At 68.4% G+C, this 18,298-nt stretch carries 16 protein-coding genes, 1 tRNA gene and 1 other RNA gene; 6 read left to right on the forward strand and 12 right to left on the reverse strand.

The window, feature by feature from the left end; all coding sequences use genetic code 11:
- Positions 1-27: 27 nt before the first annotated feature.
- Complete coding sequence (locus FCK90_RS07875; RefSeq protein WP_158033746.1) at positions 28-3,291, reverse strand: DNA polymerase III subunit gamma and tau; 3,264 nt, start codon at positions 3,289-3,291, stop codon at positions 28-30.
- Between the two features lie 113 nt (positions 3,292-3,404).
- Positions 3,405-3,501: signal recognition particle sRNA small type (ffs, locus tag FCK90_RS07880), an RNA gene on the reverse strand.
- Between the two features lie 156 nt (positions 3,502-3,657).
- Between ffs and FCK90_RS07885 the strand changes: the two genes are divergently transcribed.
- Positions 3,658-3,742: transfer RNA gene (locus FCK90_RS07885), tRNA-Ser, on the forward strand.
- Positions 3,743-3,838: 96 nt separating this feature from the next.
- Here FCK90_RS07885 and FCK90_RS07890 read toward each other — a convergent pair.
- The 3 genes from FCK90_RS07890 to FCK90_RS07900 form a co-directional block, all read right to left on the reverse strand.
- Positions 3,839-5,161, reverse strand: a complete 1,323-nt coding sequence (locus FCK90_RS07890; RefSeq protein WP_246180087.1) for an RNA polymerase sigma factor — start codon at positions 5,159-5,161, stop codon at positions 3,839-3,841.
- 74 nt (positions 5,162-5,235) lie between these two features.
- Positions 5,236-5,661 carry a YciI family protein gene (locus tag FCK90_RS07895; protein WP_158033747.1) on the reverse strand — a complete coding sequence of 142 codons (426 nt, stop codon included), beginning with the start codon at positions 5,659-5,661 and terminating at the stop codon, positions 5,236-5,238.
- 131 nt (positions 5,662-5,792) lie between these two features.
- Positions 5,793-6,947 carry a cellulase family glycosylhydrolase gene (locus FCK90_RS07900; RefSeq protein ID WP_158033748.1) on the reverse strand — a complete coding sequence of 385 codons (1,155 nt, stop codon included), beginning with the start codon at positions 6,945-6,947 and terminating at the stop codon, positions 5,793-5,795.
- 320 nt (positions 6,948-7,267) lie between these two features.
- Between FCK90_RS07900 and FCK90_RS07905 the strand changes: the two genes are divergently transcribed.
- Positions 7,268-9,160, forward strand: a complete 1,893-nt coding sequence (locus FCK90_RS07905; RefSeq protein ID WP_158033749.1) for an LTA synthase family protein — start codon at positions 7,268-7,270, stop codon at positions 9,158-9,160.
- The gene (locus FCK90_RS07910) at positions 9,141-9,752 is read left to right on the forward strand and encodes a hypothetical protein (RefSeq protein WP_220433303.1); all 612 of its coding nucleotides are present in this window, start codon (positions 9,141-9,143) and stop codon (positions 9,750-9,752) included. The genes FCK90_RS07905 and FCK90_RS07910 overlap by 20 nt, the downstream gene beginning before the upstream one ends.
- Before the next feature lie 28 nt (positions 9,753-9,780).
- On the opposite strand, the gene FCK90_RS07915 is transcribed toward FCK90_RS07910, so the two are convergent.
- From FCK90_RS07915 to FCK90_RS07930, 4 genes are all read right to left on the reverse strand, one after another.
- On the reverse strand, positions 9,781-10,239 hold the full coding sequence (locus tag FCK90_RS07915) for a VOC family protein (RefSeq protein ID WP_158033750.1): 459 nt from the start codon (positions 10,237-10,239) through the stop codon (positions 9,781-9,783).
- A 4-nt stretch (positions 10,240-10,243) separates the two neighbouring features.
- A complete protein-coding gene (locus FCK90_RS07920) occupies positions 10,244-11,152 on the reverse strand; it encodes a helix-turn-helix domain-containing protein (protein ID WP_158033751.1) in 909 nt (302 codons plus the stop codon).
- Between the two features lie 117 nt (positions 11,153-11,269).
- Positions 11,270-12,220, reverse strand: a complete 951-nt coding sequence (locus FCK90_RS07925; RefSeq protein WP_158033752.1) for a permease prefix domain 1-containing protein — start codon at positions 12,218-12,220, stop codon at positions 11,270-11,272.
- Complete coding sequence (locus FCK90_RS07930) at positions 12,217-12,579, reverse strand: PadR family transcriptional regulator (RefSeq protein ID WP_158033753.1); 363 nt, start codon at positions 12,577-12,579, stop codon at positions 12,217-12,219. Before FCK90_RS07930 ends, FCK90_RS07925 begins: the two co-directional genes overlap by 4 nt.
- A gap of 289 nt (positions 12,580-12,868) precedes the next feature.
- Here FCK90_RS07930 and FCK90_RS07935 point away from each other — a divergent pair, with 289 nt between their 5' ends.
- Together FCK90_RS07935 and FCK90_RS07940 are read left to right on the forward strand one after the other, a co-directional pair.
- On the forward strand, positions 12,869-14,407 hold the full coding sequence (locus tag FCK90_RS07935) for a flavin monoamine oxidase family protein (RefSeq protein WP_220433304.1): 1,539 nt from the start codon (positions 12,869-12,871) through the stop codon (positions 14,405-14,407).
- A gap of 70 nt (positions 14,408-14,477) precedes the next feature.
- Positions 14,478-15,185 carry a Rid family hydrolase gene (locus tag FCK90_RS07940; protein WP_158033755.1) on the forward strand — a complete coding sequence of 236 codons (708 nt, stop codon included), beginning with the start codon at positions 14,478-14,480 and terminating at the stop codon, positions 15,183-15,185.
- A 25-nt stretch (positions 15,186-15,210) separates the two neighbouring features.
- On the opposite strand, the gene FCK90_RS07945 is transcribed toward FCK90_RS07940, so the two are convergent.
- Positions 15,211-15,879, reverse strand: a complete 669-nt coding sequence (locus FCK90_RS07945; protein WP_158033756.1) for a TetR/AcrR family transcriptional regulator — start codon at positions 15,877-15,879, stop codon at positions 15,211-15,213.
- Positions 15,880-15,931: 52 nt separating this feature from the next.
- Positions 15,932-16,762, reverse strand: a complete 831-nt coding sequence (gene thiD, locus FCK90_RS07950; RefSeq protein WP_158033757.1) for a bifunctional hydroxymethylpyrimidine kinase/phosphomethylpyrimidine kinase — start codon at positions 16,760-16,762, stop codon at positions 15,932-15,934.
- Between the two features lie 204 nt (positions 16,763-16,966).
- Between thiD and FCK90_RS07955 the strand changes: the two genes are divergently transcribed.
- Entirely contained in the window at positions 16,967-17,674 is a 708-nt protein-coding gene (locus tag FCK90_RS07955) for a queuosine precursor transporter (protein WP_158033758.1), read from the forward strand.
- Between the two features lie 116 nt (positions 17,675-17,790).
- Here the strand turns inward: FCK90_RS07955 and FCK90_RS07960 are convergent, their stop codons facing one another.
- Positions 17,791-18,084 (reverse strand): DUF4287 domain-containing protein, encoded by a 294-nt coding sequence (locus FCK90_RS07960; protein WP_158033759.1) that lies wholly within the window; start codon positions 18,082-18,084, stop codon positions 17,791-17,793.
- Positions 18,085-18,298: the final 214 nt, after the last annotated feature.

Below are 18,298 nucleotides of genomic sequence, written 5' to 3' on the forward strand. Positions count from 1 at the left end.
TGCCATCTCGATGGTCCGGGCGGGCCTTCAGAGGCGGGGCTCGAAGGGGTGCTCCTCCAGCAGGCGCCCGCCGAGGACCTTCTCGATCATCGCCCGTCCGTGGAGCCCTGAGTTCTCGACGGCGACATCGTCGTCGCTGGGCACGAAGTCCTCGTCCGTGCCCGCCTCCGGCGGTGTCGCAGTGGTCGCCGGGACCGAGTCCGACTGGGCGGCGGCGATCCGCGCGGCGTGGCGTTCCCGGAAGCTCGGTCTGCGTCCCGTCCGTTGCGCGGGGGCTCCGGCGTCGGCGCCCGGGTCGGCGGGAGTCGCCCCGGAGGGCTCGGGTGCTGCCGTCGGGGTGTCTGCCCGCGGCCGCTCAGTCGCCCCGTCCGCGGTCTGCGCCTTCCGCGAGGGCCGCCACTGCTCGGGAGGCAAGCCGTCATCGGCGGCCTCAGGCGTGGCCTCCGTCGCCGCCCCGGCGGGCCCTTGGTGACCCGCCGACGGCGGGTTCGGAGCCGGAGCGCGCGAGGCGGGACCGGCTTGCGAGGCGGGCGCCTGGGGCATGGTGGCCCCGCGCCGTGGGCGGCCCTGGCCGTAGAAGTCCTCCACCGGCGGTTCGTCCTCCGGCGGAGGTTCATCGGACCAGGGAATGTCGTCGTACGGACTCGCCGGTGGCTCGGGGACGTCGACGGCGTCCGTGTCGGCGGTTCGCACCCTCCCGGTCCGTGCCGCGCCGGTTCGCGCTGCCCCGGCCCGCCCTGTTCTGGCGGGTGCTGTCCCGGATCGCCCTGCGCCGGGCTGTCCTTCCCTGACTTGCCCTTCCCTGGACTGCGCATCCCGGGTCTGCCCAGCCCCGGCGGGCTTGCGGTTCTCCTGGCCGGGACGGTCGCTGTCGTCCTGAGGGGCATCGTTCGCGGGCCCGGCGGAGTCGTCGGTCCGATCGTTCGATCGCTGGGAGCCGGCGGACCCGTCGCGTCCGCGGGGTGCCTCCTGGCGCTCAGGGGAAGCACCGGCCCTGGGCGGGGGTGCCGGCTCGCCGCCGTCCTGGGCCGGGGCGCCCGGGACAGCATCTGTCCCGGCGGCCTCCCCCGAGGGGATCGCTGCAACGGTCCAGGAGTCGACCGGGGCGGAGTCGTCGTCGGGCGCAGGGGCTGGCGTGGTCTGGGACGAGGCCCCGGCGCTGGAAGCGCCCGTGGGGCGGGGCCCGGCCTCGCGCCGAGAGGCGGGCGCCTGCCCGGAGGGGGAACCGGCCTGGTGAGGAGTGTCCCGTGCTCCGGCGGCGCCGGCGGTGGGGCGGGAGCCCGTGTCCCGCTGGGCACGATCGGACTGCCCCGACGGGCGCTGCGCTTGCGGTGCCCGGTCCGCGGGCCGGCCCCGGTCGCCGTGCGGCCCGGACGGACCCCTGCCGCCACCGCCAGGGTTGCCGGAATCGCCGGAGGCTCCGTTGCCGCCGGGGCCGCCGGGACCGACGGCCTCCACCCGGCAGGAGACCCCCAGGACCTGCTGGATGGCCTGCACCAGGTTGGCCTCGAAGCGGGGGAAGTTCTTGCGGTCGCCGGCGGCGTCGAAGACCAGCTGCAGGACGGACCCGTCGAACGCCACCGGAGTGCCGCGCATGACGGTCATCCAGGACACTCTGTGGATGTCGGCCAGCGCCGTGACGATCTCCGTCCAGGAGCCCCGGATCATGTCGATACCGCCGCCGCTGGCGGGACCCTGCGCCGTGGCTGCGTCCGCGTGGGGTGCGGGAGGCTCCTGTTCCTCCCGTCCGGCGGACTGCTCGCGCGAGGGGTCCTGCTGCCGCGCGTCCGTCCGTCTGGAGCGCGCTGACGCGTCCTGGGCGGTGACCGGATCCTGCCGGTCCGCCGCCGGCGGCCCCTGCGGACCGGCCGCTGCGGTCGTTCGAGGCGTGGAGCGTTCGCGGTGGTCCGATGGGTCGCGTCCGGCCGGGCGAGCAGCCGCCGGCTGTTCCGCCGCGGTCTCAGGGGTGGCGGTCTCAGGGGCAGGCGGAGCGGCAGCAGGGGGCTCGTCCGGTGGAGTGCGTCCGGGGCGGGCGGGTGCAGAGTCGGGGGAGGAACCAGAGCCATCGTCGCCCGAGGCCGGCGAGGTGGGAAGGCCGACCAGCGGACCCGTGGGGGCGCCGGTCCGCCCCATGTTGAGGCGCCGCTCGAGACGGTCGATGCGGGCACCCGCACCGCGCGTGCTGTTCTCGGCCGAGGGCAGGAGCAGGCGCGCGCACAGCAGTTCGAGGTGCAGTTGCGGGGAGGTGGCCCCGGTCATCTCCGTCAGGGCCTCGTTGGTGATGTCCGCGGCCCTGGACAGCTCCGCGGCGCCCATGAGCTGGGCCTGATTGCGCAGGCGCGCGATCTGGTCCTCGGGCATCCCGTGCAGGATGTTGGCCGCGGACTCCGGGACGGCGTCGACGATCACCAGGTCCCGGAACCGTTCCAGCAGGTCCTCGACGAAACGCCGCGGATCCTGGCCCGTCTGGATCACGCGGTCCACGGCGCGGAACACCGTGGCGGCGTCACCGGAGGCGAACGCATCGACGACGTCGTCGAGCAGGGCGCCGTGGGTGTAGCCGAGCAGCGCGACGGCGAGGTCGTAGCCGACGTCGGCGGAATCCGTGCCCGCCATGAGCTGGTCCAGCACGGACAGCGAATCGCGCACCGAGCCGCCGCCTGCGCGGACCACCATGGCCAGCACCCCGGGCTCGACCCCCATGGACTCCTGGTCGCACAGCTGCTGCAGATAGTCCATCAGCGGTTCCGGCGGCACCAGCCGGAACGGGTAGTGATGCGTCCGGGAGCGGATGGTGGGGAGCACCTTGTTGGGCTCGGTGGTCGCGAAGATGAACTTGATGTGCTCCGGCGGCTCTTCGACGATCTTCAGAAGCGCGTTGAAGCCGTCACGGGTGACCATGTGGGCCTCATCGATGATGAAGATCTTGTAGCGGTCCCGTACCGGGGCGAAGGTGGCGCGTTCGCGCAGCTGCCGGGCATCGTCCACGCCGCCGTGAGAGGCGGCGTCCATCTCGATGACGTCCAGGGAGCCGGCGCCGCCGCGGGACAGGTCGACGCAGGACTCGCAGTGGCCGCAAGGATTGGGAGTGGGGCCCTCGGCGCAGTTGAGGCAGCGCGCCAGGATGCGGGCCGAGGTGGTCTTGCCGCACCCGCGCGGGCCGGAGAACAGATAGGCGTGATTGACCTTGTTCTTGCGCAGGGCCGTCATCAGGGGATCGGTCACGTGCGACTGCCCGATGACGTCCTGGAAGGTCTCTGGCCGGTAGCGGCGGTACAAGGCGGTGGTCACGCAAACACCTTAGCGAGGGAGTACGACATCACAGCGGCTGCATGCAAAGTTGGGGATCCCCGCGGCTCGGGCTGACTCCGAGCGTCCTGACTCCGGGCGCCGGTGCGAGGAGATGAGAAGACCCCTCGTGCACCCGCCAGAGCCCACGTACCCTTGCTGCCTTCCGGCCCTGGGGGAGTTCCGCAGGATGACGCCACACGAGGGGCTGACCACAAGAGTAGCGGACCTCCCGGCATCGAGGGAAACCGGCTCTCTCCGCTCACCATGACGGAGAGGACGACGGCGGATTTTCGTCGGCGGTGATCTTGGTCTAGGCTGTTCCGTGCATGTTCACGCCACGGTTCGACCGTGGCGTTCGTGTCACCTGGAGGATTCGCCTAGCGGCCTATGGCGCACGCCTGGAACGCGTGTTGGGTTAACGCCCTCGGGGGTTCAAATCCCCCATCCTCCGCGCTTCGACCAGCAGAAATGCGCCCCGTGTCCACACGGGGCGCATTTTCGTTGGGGCAGTGTCCTCAGCAGCGGCCGGTGACGAACGACTCGCGGCTCACTGCTCTCCCGGGGCTTCAGCGCCCCGCCGATGATCCTGTCCGTCCGGTTTCCCGTCCGGTTCCCCATGCGTTTTCCCGTCGCGCAGCTCCCGTGCCTTGGCCCTGAGGACCTCGCGCTCGCGTTCATTCGAGGCGAGCTCCGCGGCCCGGTCGAACTCGGCGAGAGCCTCCCGCGTCCTGCCCAGCCGGCGGAGCAGCTCGCCCCGGACGCTGGGCAGGAGGTGGAGCTTCTCCAGCGCCCCGGTCGCCGCGAGGTCGTCGACGAGAGCGAGTCCCGCTGCGGGGCCGTCCGCCTCCGCGACCGCGATCGCCCGGTTGAGCTCGGTGATGGGGGAGGGGGCGACCCGGACGAGATCGCCGTACAGCTGCGCGATGCGATGCCAGTCCGTGAGCTCGAACCGCGCGGCCTCCGCATGACAGCCGGCGATCTGCGCCTGGAGGGTGTAGGTGCCACGGGCCTCGCGCAACGACAGGGCGGTATGCAGGCAACGATTCCCGAGGCGGATGAGCGAACGATCCCATCTGGACCGGTCCTGATCGGCCAGGAGCACCGGTTCCCCGCGCGCTCCCAGCCGTGCCGGGAAGCGCGCGGCGGTGAACGCCATGAGCGCCACGAGTCCCTGGACCTCCGGTTCCCGGGGCATCAGCCCAGCGCAGACGCGGGCCAGGCGGAGCGCCTCCATGCTCAGATCGGGCCGCATCCAGTCGCTTCCCGACGTCGCCACATGCCCCTCCGAGAACATCAGGTAGAGCACCCCGAGTACTCCTTCGAGACGCTTCGCCCGTTCGTTCTCGGGCGGCAGCTCGAAGGAGACGCCGGCCTTCGCCAGTGCCTTCTTCGCCCGCACGATGCGCTGCTGGACGGCCGGGACCGGGAGGAGGAAGGCGCGGGCGATCTGAGCGCTCGTGAGTCCTCCCACGACCTGCAGGGTGAGCGCCAGCTGGGCCTCGCGGCCGAGCACGGGGTGGCATGAGATGAAGACCAGGCGGAGGACGTCGTCGTCGATCGTGTCCGGGTCCCAGGGCGGAGCACCGGCGTTCTCCCTCTGTCGCATGTCGAGATCCTCTGCGAGCAGCGCCATGCGCTCGTCGAGCCGCTCCCGGCGCCGCCAGGCATCGATGGCCCGGCGCTTGGCGACCGTGGTCAGCCACGCCGCGGGATTGGCGGGTACTCCCGTGCCCGGCCACTGCGCCAGCGCCTCGGTCACCGCCTCCTGGGCGAGTTCCTCGGCGAATCCGAAGTCACCCACGTGGCGGCTCAAGGCTGCGATGATCTTCGCAGCATCGACCCGCCACGTGGCCTCGACCGTTCGCCGGATCGCATCAGCATCGGCATCGGCATCGGGTCGCGGGACGTGGGCGCCGGAGTCCGAGTCGTCCGGGGCGGCGGCGATCACTTGCCGCTGAGTTTCCCTTCGGCGATCCACTGCTGTTCCTTCTGGACCCACTCGTTCTCCTGCGGGAAGTCGTCCGGCGAGGTGACCCGCCGGATCTCGAGCTGGGTGCCCGCGCCCAGAGGAGCGCGCTTGGCCCACTCGATGGCTTCCTCCTGGGAGGAGACCTCGACGATCCAGAAGCCGTTGAACAGTTCCCGCAGCTCGCCGTAGGGGCCGTCGGTGACCACGGGCTCGTCCTCGCCGAAGTCGACGACGGACCCTTCCGAGGCGTCGGTGAGCCCGGCGCCGTCGGCGAGGACGCCCGCATTGATCATCGTTTCGTTGTAGGCGCCCATGGCCGCGATGATCTCCTCGAAGTCGATCGCCTCGGAGGCGTCCACGGCGGCTTGGTCGACGGTGCGCATGATGAGCATGAATTTCATGATGACTCCTCGGTCAACAAGATCTCGGAAGGCCCCGGACGAGGCCCCCTCATGCACTACGTCGAACAAGACTATGCGGGATCGACACGGTGCCGGCAGTTTTTTCAGAACCCCGCGTACGGGCGAGCGGTTCAGCCCCTTTTCGTCGGATGCGCCTCGATGACGGCGGCCGCCGAGGTGGCCGCGTTCACGGCCGTGGTCCAGCCGCCCGTCGGGTAGTAGATCGAGTAGAGATAGGCCGGATCCACGACGTTGCCCGCCGTCCAGGCGGTCGCGGACCACCCGTTGGCGTCGTACTCCTGCAGCATCCGCTCCGTGTAGGCGATCCATTTCCGCGCATGGTCGGGCGAGACCTCGGGATGCTCCACCTGGGGGACCCCGTACTCGCCGATGTACCCCTCCGCCTCCCCGAGCCAGGCCCGGAAGGCTGCGAGCACACCGAGCTCCCGGGTGATGAGCGCGTCGGCGTTCGGGCCGGCCCGGTAACCCTGGTCGATCGCGGAGGCCACGGCGTCGTCGTAGTCGGTCTGGGAGCCGCCCAGGTTGTAGGAGTAGTGATGGCCTTTGTAGCCGTGGCGCCCGGCCGGGTCCTCGATCCAACGGGCGGGGTGGGACGAGAGGGAGGAGAGCCCGTATCCGTAGGTGGGAACCCATGCCCACACCGAGCGGCTGACCTCGCGGATCGCATCCAGGGCGGACTGCGCGGCCTTCTCCCATCCACGGGCTCCGCCGGGGAGCCCGACCGGCTCGATCATCAGGTCGAAGGCCGAGACACCCGGATGGGAGCCGAATCCCCGGGCGATCTCCGCCCAGAAGCCGGCGAACGCGGTGACCGGGTACTGCGCCGATCCGATCGGATGGCGCGTGGTGGCCGTCCCCGAGGCGATCCACACCGATCCGAAATTCCACGGGGCCAGGACGATCCCGACCCCGGCCTCATGGGCTGCGTCGAGGACCTCCCTGATCCGGGCGGCCTCCGTGGCGCGCAGCGGCCCGCCGACCGACTCCTGCAGCCGCTCGATCCGGATGTTCAGCCGGCAGACGGGGTCCGGCATCCGGGAGGCGATGAACCGGAGATCAGCCAGCGTGGGATACGCGTAGTCCGTCCCCAGCACACCCGGGGCGGTGAAAGAGACGGGATTCTCCCGGTTCGGCGCCGAAGCGGCGTCGTAGGCCGCACCGTTGTCGCCGTACTCCGGGCCGGCCAGGTTCACACCGCGTGAATACCGGAAGACCCGCTCGGTACTCAGCGGCTTCCCCGGGCTCGGGGCGGGTGCACGATTCATCGCAAGATCTCCGACGACGGCGGTCACGGTGGCCTCCGTGAGGCACAGCACGGAAGCTACGCCGTAGCCTACCGATCCGCGTCTCGTGGCTTTCGGGCGGATGCTCTAATCTGGCGTGCATGAACAAAATGTGGCGAACTGTTGGAGGCAAGGTGAACAGCAGGCCAGGAGAGCGGAACGAACTCGCTTCCGGTCCGGTCCAGCCCGTGTGCCCGCAGCCCTCGCCGCATCCAGGTTTCCTCGCCTGAGGGAGGGCCTGGCTCCTCGTTGAGGAACCCGGCCTGCGTCGACGAATTGCGGTCCTCTTAACTGTGTCTTCTGTGAAAAAAACTGCCCGGTCCCCCCAAGAGCCGAAGTCCCGGCTCAGGTCCTGGTTCGCGGCGATCAGCGCGATCTTCATCATCCTCTTCGCCTCACTCGTGGATGTCTTCATCCTGCAGAACTCGATGCGCATCCAATGGGAGAACGTCCGGGCCGGACTTCTAGCAGTCAACCCGTTGGATGTCCTCTTCGTCGCGGTGATCATGGCCTGCGTCTGGGCGGTGATCGGAAGGCTCTGGTGGTCGGTCGGCGTGGTGTCGGGGCTCCTGGTGCTCCTGTCGATCGTCAACCGCAACAAACTCCTCATGCGCCAGGAACCGCTGTTCCCCAGCGACCGGGACTTCATCGGCGAGATCGGGTTCGTGGCTTCCATGGTCGAAGGCAGGACCGTGCTGATCGCGGTCCTGGGGGTGCTCGCCCTCATCCTGGTGATCACCCTGATCGGGTGGATCGCCGGCCGCTGGTTCCCCAGGCCGCGCCTTCGCCGTCCCGAGGGAGGGATCAACAAGGGCTTCCTGGCGGTCCGCGTGGTGACATTCGTCCTGGCCGGCGGGCTGCTGGTGCACTCGACGAGCTTCAACGAGTCCCCCAACCTGTGGCGTGCGTCGTACGACGCCGCGGGCGCAAGCTGGATGCCGTGGGATCAGGTCTATAACTACCGGATGAACGGGGTCATCGGAGGCTTCCTCTACAACATGCCGGTCCAGCCGATGGACACGCCAGAGGGCTACGACGCCGCCGCGATGGACGAGATCTCCGAGCGCTACGCGGAGCGAGCGGATCAGATCAACGCCGACCGGGAAGGCTCGCTCGACGACGTCAACGTGGTGTTCGTGCTCTCCGAGTCGTTCACCGATCCGTCGTGGATGGAGGGGTTCGACCTCGACACCAACCCGATCCCGTCGATCCAGCAGGTCATGTCCGAGAGCATCTCGGGCCAGGTGTACGCGAACACTTATGGCGGCGGAACCTCCACCATGGAGTTCGAGTCGCTCACGGGCGAGCCGGTCGGCCTCTTCCGGCCGCAGGCGAGCTCGCCGTACCAGATGTTCGTCAGCGACTACGACACCTACCCCTCCGCCGTCGGCGCCTTCAACGAGCTCGGGCATCACACGGTCGCCTTCCACGCCTACAACCTGCAGATGTACAAGCGCCAGGACGTCTACCGGACCCTGGGCTTCGACGACGTGGTCGACGACGCCGGGATGCAGCACCAGGAGCGCGTCCAGCGCAACCCGTACATCAGCGATGCCTCGGCCTACGATGAGGTCGTACATCAGCTGGACAGCTCCCAGGACCCGGTGTTCCTCAACCTGGTGACGATGCAGAACCACGGGCCGTACCCCGACTACTACGACGATCCCATCGGCAACGACGCCCCTGGGCTCATGCAGCTCGGGCAGTACGCCCGGGGCCTGGCGCATACCGATGCCGCCACGAGGGGATTCCTGGACGAGCTCCAGTCCCGTGACGAGGAGACCATCGTGGTGTTCTACGGAGACCATCACCCCGGGATCTACGACGAGGAGACCCTCGCGGCCAACGATGAGGCCGCATCGGTCCGCACGCCCTACTTCGTGTGGAACAGCAAGACCAACGAGGCTCAGCCGGGTGCCGCGATCACACCGGCGATGCTCCTGCCCATGGTCTACGAGTCCGCCGACGCCCCGGTCCCGCCGTACATCGCGCTGCTCGAGGACGTGCGCCGTTCCATCCCGGTCCTGCAGCACGCCCGGACGCTCGACCCGCAGGGCCAGCCCGTCGATCGGGACAACCTCGATGAGCCCACGCAGACACTGCTCGACGATCTGACCAAGGTGCAGTACGACTTCTCGATCGGCGACCGCTACGCCGTCGATTCGATGTGGCCGGGTGCCGCGGAAGAGCACTGACCCGGCAGAGGACGGCGGATTCGCTCCGCCGTCCTTCGCCGAGCTGTGGTGGCTGCCCGTCGGAGCCGGCGGGCGCGTGGTCGCCCGCTCGAGCCGGCTGTGGGAGCGGGGCCGTGCCCTCCGGGACCATCGTGCGCCTCGGCCGCTGTTCCACGCTGCACTCGAGATCCAGGAACAGGGCCGGCGGACTCTCATCGAGATGGCTCCGGCCTGGGGTCCTCATGCGGGTACCCACGGAGTGGTCGCGACCGGCCCGGTCGGGGCGCGGCCCCTCGGCCGGTCGCGATTCTTCCGCTACGAGATCCGATGCTGGGAGGACGGCCTCCTGCCGGACCGGGAGTACGCGCCCGACCCTCCCGTGCGGATCCCCCTCACCCCGGGGGATGCCCGAGCGGCGCTCGAGCACCTGCGGACGGCACCTCGCTACACGTGGGGCCGCGATCCCCTGGACGCGGGGGAGATGTGGAACTCGAACTCCCTGATCGCCTGGCTCCTGCAGGTGATCGACGCCGGCCCGGCAGACCTGCACCCGCCCTCGGGGGGTCTCGCGCCGGGCTGGTCGGCGGGCATCGCCGCCGCGCAGCTCCGGTGAGACGCCTTCGGCGGCCTGCCCGGATCCGTCACACGGGTTCACCCCGGTAGGTCCCGAACGACCAGGAATTGCCCTCCGGGTCGGCGGCGATGAAATCGCGGCTTCCATAGTCGGTATTCGTGAGCTCCGAGCGGATCGTCGCCCCGGCTGCCTTGGCACGTTCGTAGAGCGCGTCGGGGTCGGAGCACACGACGTACGCGCCGAAGGTGCCCGACCGTTGCCGCCAGCACCCCTCGGTCTTCTCCGAGCCCAGCATGATGCCACCACCCTCCGGCCAGGAGAGCTCGGCGTGATGCACGAAGCCGTCGTCGTCGGCGATCACCACCACCCGCCGGAAGCCGAAGGCGCGCTCGAGGAAGTCGATGAGCGGCAGGGGGTCGGCTGCGGCGAGCGCCGGCCAGACGGTCGGTGGCGGGGTCGTGGCGCCGGGTTGGGAGGGGCCGGGTTCGGAAGGGCTGTTGGCGGTGGCTGCTGCTTCAGTGTCCATGACCTCAGTGTGAGCCGCTCCGATGCCCTCCGGCTTGAAGGTTTCGGCGCTCCTCGTCGATCCATGCGGTGGGGCTGGTCCCGACCATTCCACGGAACTCCCGGTCGAAATGAGCGTGGTCGGCGTAGCCGGCGCGTGCGGCGATATCGCTGAGCGTCTCGGCACCGGTACCGGCACCGGCACCGGCCGCTCGGTCCCGCACCATCGCCACGGCCCGCTCGAATCTCACCAGGCGGCTCAGCGCCTTGGGCCCCAAACCGAACTCGTCGGTGAACACCTTGCGAAGCTGCCGCGGGCCCAGGCCCACGTGCGCGCAAAGGGCATCGACACCGCCGTTCCCGCCGTGGGACACGATCCAGCGCCAGCCTTCGGCGACCTCCGCCCGCGGGGGTGTCGCCGCGGCTCCCGAGACCGAGTGCAGGCGATCCAGCAGGAACCGTCCTACCGCGGCGAAGCGTAGGTCCCAGTCCTCCTCGTCCTCGACCCGGCGTTGCAGGAGGCCGGCTTCCGGACCGATCATGTCCAGCAGATCCAGGGCCAGGCCGGGGAGCCTGCTCGCCGGTGCCCCGAACAACCAGCGCGCGGCCAGCGGGTCCACGGCGAGCTGGAGGCCCTCCTGATCCCGTGGCTGATCGATGTAGGCGGGCTGCGTGGCCAGCGGCCCGACCAGTGCGTGCGCGGAGAACGGGGCCGGGTCGTCTTCGCTGCTCCCGACCACGATCGGAGCGTCGATGCCGATGACGAGCACCAGGGAGGACGAGGGAAGGCCGCGATGCAGCCGCTGGGTCAGCCCGCGCTGCCGGTAACCGACCATGGATGGGACCGCATCGGCCCACGGGCCGTGCGGCGGCGCCCTGACGAACTCCGCCGAGGTCAGGTCCAGAGATGGGGGTGCATCCTCCTCCTGCGCCACGGCACAAGAGTACCTAGCGAGGAGCGGTCTCCGCCGTCGCCCGAGGCCGAATCGGGAGTTCGGTCGCCCATCAGAGGTGATGGACGACCGAACTCCCGATTCGGCCCGTAGGAGCTGTCAGCAGGCCTTCCTGGCGACAAGCGCCCTGCGCCAGCCGACGAAGATGTCCACGATGGCGATGGCGGCGATCGCGAAGGCGAGGACGGCGGCCAGCACCGCTCCGATGTCGTCGTCGGCCCCTTCACGGATGAAGAACTCCACCAGCCCGGGGTTGATCGCGGCTCCCCGAGCCAGCAGGACGATCGCGGTCACCGACCCCACCAGGGTGAGTGCGGTGTTGAAGGCCGCGAGGCCCACGGTCCAGCCCCGCCGTACGTAGACGGCGATGGCCCGGGCGGCGTCGGCGACGATGAGCACGAAGAGCCCGGCGATCCACCATGGCCACAGCCCGGGGTTCATCACCATCATCCTGTCGCCGCTGAGCCACAGGATGCCGAAGAGCCGGTCCGCTATCAGCGCCGCGGCCCCCACCCCGAGCAGGGCGAGCGAGGCGATCAGCTCGCCCCGGCCCGCGCCGTCGTCCTGCGGCTCGGGCAGGTTGTCGGGCGTCCACTCCTCCACGGTGTCGGCGCCGGTGCGCTCGAGGATCACGAAGACGACGGTCGTCCAGAAGCCGATGTGGACGAAGGCCCCGAGGGTCACCCCGATCACCTGCCCGATCGTCTCGCCCGGTCCTGCCCCGGCGAGCACCTGGGCCAGGGCGACGCCGCCCATGGCGCAGGGCAGCACGATGATCCACAGCAGTTTGAGCAGCCGCCACCAGGTCAGGTAGTACTTCGGGCCGATGAGGTGCAGCGGCCGGTCGGCGTACCCGGCGCTCAGGGCGTCGGGGTCGCCCATAGCCGTGAGGACGTCGCGTTCGGCATCCTCATGGGTGGCGCCCTGGTCCATGCGAGCGTCGATGTCGTCGGCGATGGACGCATTGAGCTCGGTGCGGACGTCTTCCTGGGTGTCTTGCGGGAGTCGCCTGACGACGGCGGCGACGTAGCGTTCCGTGTAGTCGGTCATGACCGGTCCTTCCGGGCAGTTCTGGTGACACCGTCGATGGCCCGGGTCAGGGTGTGCCACTCGTCTGCGAGGGCCTCGGCGAGCCGCTCGCCCTCAGGGGAGGTGCGATAGAACTTCCGGGGCCGGGCCTCGTCGGTGTTCCACGCACTGGTGAGGTACCCCTGCTTCTCGAGCCTGCGCAGCAGCGGGTACAGGGTGTTGGCGTCGGTCTGGAAGCCGGCGGCCTGGAGCGCCTCGAGCAGGCCGTAGCCGTAACCGGCATCGCGCAGCAGATACAGGCAGGCGAGAACGACGGTGCCCCGCCGCACCTCCTGGAGATGCGTGCTGTACGCCTCAGCTTGTGCTTCACCCTCTGTCATGACACCTACTATACAGTGCGACACACACTATTGTCACCTGCACTCCCAGCAGGGGCTTGAGGCCGGGGCGTCTCGACTTGTTTCACCTGGTGAGAGCGTGATTTAGAGGTTCCCGCGCCGTGATGGCAGGGAAACTCCGGTGAAATGTCATCCCCGAAGGCTGAGCCATGGACATTTCATCCGCTTTCGGAGGGCAGCATGGGGCACAAAGGACTGAGCAGACGATCACTGATAACACGAGTGGGTTTATTGTCCGGCGCGGGGGGTCGCCTACGGTGCCATGGCCTCGATGGGATTGGCGCCGGCTGAAGCGCAGACCGCGGTGACGCGGGCATCCTTCACGCCGCCCCGACCGGGCCACCTGATCGACCGGGTCAGCGGCCACCACAAGGTGCTCGTCCTGGGCGCGGGGCCGGCGGGGCTGGTCACCGCGTACGAGCTGCTCAAAGGGGGTTACGACGTCCAGATCCTCGAGGCGCGATCCCGTCCCGGCGGGAGGGTCTGGACGGCCCGGAACGGCGTCGGCGAGACCGACCTCAACGGTGAGACCCAGCTGTGCGAATTCTCCGAGGGCCATTTCTACAATGTCGGCGCCACCCGGATCCCGCAGCATCACATCAGCCTGGACTACTGCCGGGAGCTCGGCGTGGAGCTGCTGGCGTTCGGCAATCAGAACGCGAACACCGTCGTTCACTACAGCGGTGATACGCCGCTGAACAACACGTCCATCACCTACCGGCAGGCCAAGGCGGATACCTTCGGTTACGTCTCCGAGCTGCTGGCCAAGGCCGTCGGCCGGGGCGCGCTCGACGACGAGCTGAGCCAGGCCGACAAGGATGCGCTCTCCGAGTTCCTGTCCGATTTCGGCGACCTGTCCTCCGACGGCCGGTACGCAGGTTCCAGTCGCGCCGGGTACAGCGGTCCTCCCCCGGGAGCCGGCACCGCCTATGGAGACCAGCTGGAGGCGAATGCGCTCAGCGACGTCATCCGGTCCGGCATCGGGCGGAATTTCTCCTTCGACTTCGGATACGACCAGGCCATGATGATGTACTCGCCGGTCGGCGGGATGGACACCATCTATTACCGGATGGCGGAGGCCATCGGGGCTCATCGCATCACGTACGGCGCCGAGGTCACCGGCTTCTCGACCGGAGACAACGGCGTCAACCCGTGGGTCACCTATACGAGCCAGGGTTTCGAGCAGAAGGCGGAGGCGGACTACGTCGTCTGCGCCCTCCCTCCCCATCTCGTCCTGAAGCTCAAGCACGATCTGCCCCAGGACCTGGTCACCGCCCTGGGCGCGGCGGTGCCCGCCAGCGCGGGCAAACTCGGCATCGAGTACTCCCGCCGCTGGTGGGAGGAGGACCAGTGGATCTACGGGGGCGCGAGCAATACCGACATGGATATCTCCCAGATCATGTTCCCCTACGACCACTACCAGTCCGACCGCGGCGTCGTCGTCGGGTACTACAACACCGGCGAGAAGCACCAGAAGTTCGAGGGCCTTCCTCATGCGCAGCGGCTGGCGATGGCGCTCGATCAGGGGGCGAAGATCCATGGCGACGTCTACAGGGACGACATCACGTCGTCGTTCTCCGGTTCCCTCATGAAGACCAAGTACTCCGAAGGCGCGTGGGTGGATTGGAAGGGGGCGCACTCGCACTCGCACAACGACACCCCCGAGTACCGCAGGGCCCTGGAGCCCGTGGGGCGGATGTACTTCGCAGGGGATCACCTCTCCAATGCGATCGCCTGGATGCATGGCGCGCTGGAGTCGGGGCGCAACGCCGTCACCGCCATTCACGAACGAGTAGCGGTCGGCGGCTGAGCCGGTCTTTCTCCGCCGAAGTCGTCATTTCAGTGTCCGGAAGTACCGGGAGCCTTGGAAAGGAATCCTCATGAACCACACGACTACGTTCCTCTCGCGCCGCGGAACCGCAGCGATCGCGATCGCCGGCGTCATCGTCCTGGCCGCCTCGGGGTGCGCGAACAGCGACGGCGACAGCGCCGACGCCGCAGAGACCTCTGCCAGTGCCGAGTCGACGACCTCCTCCGGCGCCGCCTTCGACAGCCAGGTCGACGATTCGAACGATGAAGCACTACTGGCCGACAGCGTGGTGATCCCATCCGACACCGCTCTGTTCAAGACCGCGGGAATCGGGCCATCGGCGTTGAACGAAGACGCCCCTGAAGGGGATCCCATGTCCTTCGTCGATCCGGAGCTCCTCGTCGATGGCGAACTCCCGGACGGTATGACGGTGACCGAGGCCCAGGGTCTGCAGGTGATCGGCAAACTCCGGGAGCTGCTGCAGGCCCAGGGGCTCGACGTCCAGGACGTGGCGACGATGCGCGTCTTCCTGCAGGGCGAGGACGGCGAGGAGCCGGATTTCGCGGGGTGGAACCGGGCCTATCAGCAGTACTTCGCCAATACGAGCATGGCATCGGGTGAAGCCCTGCAGATCGAGAGAGGCACCTCCGGCGTGACGACCGAGCCGACGGTGGTCAACCCGACCAGGCCCACTCGCTTCGCGCTCGGCATCGCCTATCTGCCGGTGGACGGCTGGCTCGTCGAGGTCGAAGTGGATGCCGTCTATGACGAGGAGTGACCCGACGAGGAGTGGATCCTGTCCGTCAGACGGCCACGCTCAGCGCAGGAGGCTGGGGTTCCCGGCGGATGGGGGCGCCGTCGGCGTCGAACTGGGCACCCAGCCCGCGCAGCGTGAACAGCACCGTGGCCTGGACGTGACGCTCGTGGGCGGCACGGGCCTCTTCCGACTGGGCTTCCCGGTCAGCGGTCGCGGTCAGTGAGCTGTGTACCAGTCGGCCCATCTCCTGGAGGTCACCGGCGGGGAGGAAGCCGTCGTCGATGGCCTCCTGGAGGATCGCGGTCAGCATTCCCCGCAAGGCGCCCACGTGTTCGCCGAGCTTCTCGAAGTCCTCCGGCGAGAGCACGGTGCGCATGGCCGGCCCCGGAGGCAGGTGGCGGCGGGAGAGGTCGTCGATCTGCGCCCGGACGTAGATCCCGAGCTTCTCCACCGGGTTCTCCACCCCCTCCAGGTCACCGCGTAGTTCGGTCATGAACCGCTCGGTCTCGTCCAGGGTGTAGGCGACCAGCAACTCGCCCATGTCCGCGAAGTAGTTGTACACCGCGGTGCGGCCGACGCCGGCCGTCTTGGCCACATGGGTCATGGTCAGGCCGGTGAGGCCCTGGGAGTACAAAAGCTGACCGAACGAATCGAGGATGGCTCGCTTGGTGTACTCACGCTGCTCGGCGTTACTCGCCGCCTGGATTTTGGGCATGACGACATCCTAGCCGGAGGTGTCACCAAAAATCCTGTGTGTGCGGTGAATGTCACCCGATAGCGCGTTCGTTCGACAGGCCTTTCTGCCACAGGGCATCGAAGGGTGCGTTCGAGGTGATGCGCTCGCGGATACCCGCGGTCACGAACTCCTTGGCGGCGCGGGCCGCCTCAAGGGGAGCCAGGCCCTTGGCCAGCTCGGCGGTCACAGCGGCGGCCATGGTGCAGCCGGCACCGGCGACGGCGACGCCCTCGACCTTGGGAGCGGAGAGGATCTCGGTGGTCTCGCCGTCGTAGTAGACGTCCACGGCCTCCGGGCCCTCGATGCGGATGCCGCCCTTGGCCAGCACCACCGCACCCGAGCGTTCGTGGATGCGCTTGGCCGCCTCCTCCAGGTCCTCCACGGAGGTGATGTCCTCCATGCCGGACAGCGAGATGGACTCGAAGTGGTTGGGGGTCACGAAGGTGGCCAGCGGCAGGATCTTGGCCTTGAGCGCCTCGTCGGTGTCCAGGGCAGCGCCGGGCTCCTGGCCCTTGCAGATCAGAACCGGGTCCAGCACCAGATTCTCCGGCCGGAGCTGCTCAAGGGCGGTGGCGACGACGTCGATGGTCTGGGGAGTGCCCAGCATGCCCAGCTTCACGGCATCCAGGTCGTAGGCGGAGGTCACGGCCTCGAGCTGATCCGCGATGACCTGGGGATCCACCGGTACGAACCGGTGCCCCCAGTCGTTCTTGGGGTCGAAGGACACGATGCAGGTCAGCGCCAGGGAGCCGAAGACGCCCAGTTCCTGGAAAGTCTTGAGGTCGGCCTGGGCACCGGCGCCGCCGGTTGCCTCGTTGCCGGCCACGGTGAGGGCGAAGGGCGGGTTCGTGGATGTAGTCATGGGCCTTATTGTGCTCTGCGGGCGTTTACTCACCAAGACGAACCCCGCCATGCTTAACAGCAGTCCACTGACGGCGTATACGACGAAAGCAGAACGATCATGACCTCTCAGCCTCCCGTCTCCTCCGACCCCGCCTCTGGGCACGCGGCTGCCCATCCGGCAGCCGCGCACAGCTCCCGTTCTTCTCATGGCGGCGCAGGAACGATGACGGCGCCCGCCCCCGAAACCGGCCGCCGTGCCCCCCGGTTCGCGCCGCGAACCAGAACCACTTTCGACCTGTTCGTCGCCGCCTACGCGGTGGTCCTGGTCCTGTCCAACATCGGCGCCACCAAAGGCGTGGAGATCGGTCCGATCGTGACCGACGGCGGATTCTTCCTGTTCCCCATCGCCTACGTCCTGGGAGACGTCGTCTCCGAGGTATGGGGCTTCCGCGCTGCCCGCCGCGCCATCATCACGTCATTCGCGGCGGCCCTGTTCACCAGTATCTGCTTCTGGATCATCATCGCGCTGCCCGCCGCGTCCTTCTACGAGGGCCAGGAAGCGTTCGTGCAGGTCCTGGGCCCCGTTCCCCTGATCGTCGCCGGCTCCCTGCTGGGCTTCCTGGTGGGGCAGCTGCTCAACGCCTGGGTCCTGGTCAAGGTCAAGGAGCGCACCCGTGAGAAGCATCTGTGGGCCCGGCTCATCTCCTCCACGCTGGTCGGCCAGTTCGTGGACACCCTCATCTTCTGCGCGGTCGCTGCGCCCATCATCGGGATCCAGACTTTCGGGCAGTTCATGAACTACGTCATCGTGGGTTACGTCTGGAAGTGCCTGGTCGAGGTGCTGGTCATCCCGGTGACCTACGCCGTGGTCGCGCGCCTGAAGAAGACCGAGCCGTACTGGGACGACGAGCGCCCCGCGGTCGCCGCCTGAGCCCACCTCTGCCGCGCTGCCGGTAGTGGCGCTCACGGGCCTATCAGAGGCTGGCGATCGCAGTTGTACCGCGATCGCCAGCCTCTCTTCTTCTGCGGTGAACAGCAGCGCTTACATCATCGTCCCGGCTTTGTCGCAATACCGTCCAGCCAGAGAGTGTCCGACTCATCGCGGTGGGCGCCAGTCGAACCGACGTGCTTCGAATCGATCTTCGGTCCGTTCTTGATGACGTGGACGAGCGCCATCGCGTGACCGCGGCCCAGACCGTAATCCTCCGCGAGCCACGCAATGACATCGCCGGCCTTGACTCCGGGACCCTCTAAGCCGCGGTCCTTCGCCTTGTCGAGCAACTCGCGCGGCGTGAGGCCGGTCTTTTTCTCGATCGTGTCGAGATACGCCTGGAACGACATGACAGGTTTCCTTACGTTTGGGTTGGTCAGGATTCAGCCGGATGCGCCTTGCGCCCCTCATTCGACGGCAACAGCGGCTCGACATATTCCTACCGTTCGTTCATGAACTGTGTGATCCTGACCGACGAACCATGAGCACAGCCTGCCAGCGCATCACTCACCTATATATAGATATCTAGAGACGCGTCCTAGTGTCGCGTTTCTGAAGTTGGTT

This window comes from Kocuria coralli, from assembly GCF_008831305.1.
In the GTDB taxonomy this organism is placed as follows: domain Bacteria; phylum Actinomycetota; class Actinomycetes; order Actinomycetales; family Micrococcaceae; genus Kocuria; species Kocuria coralli.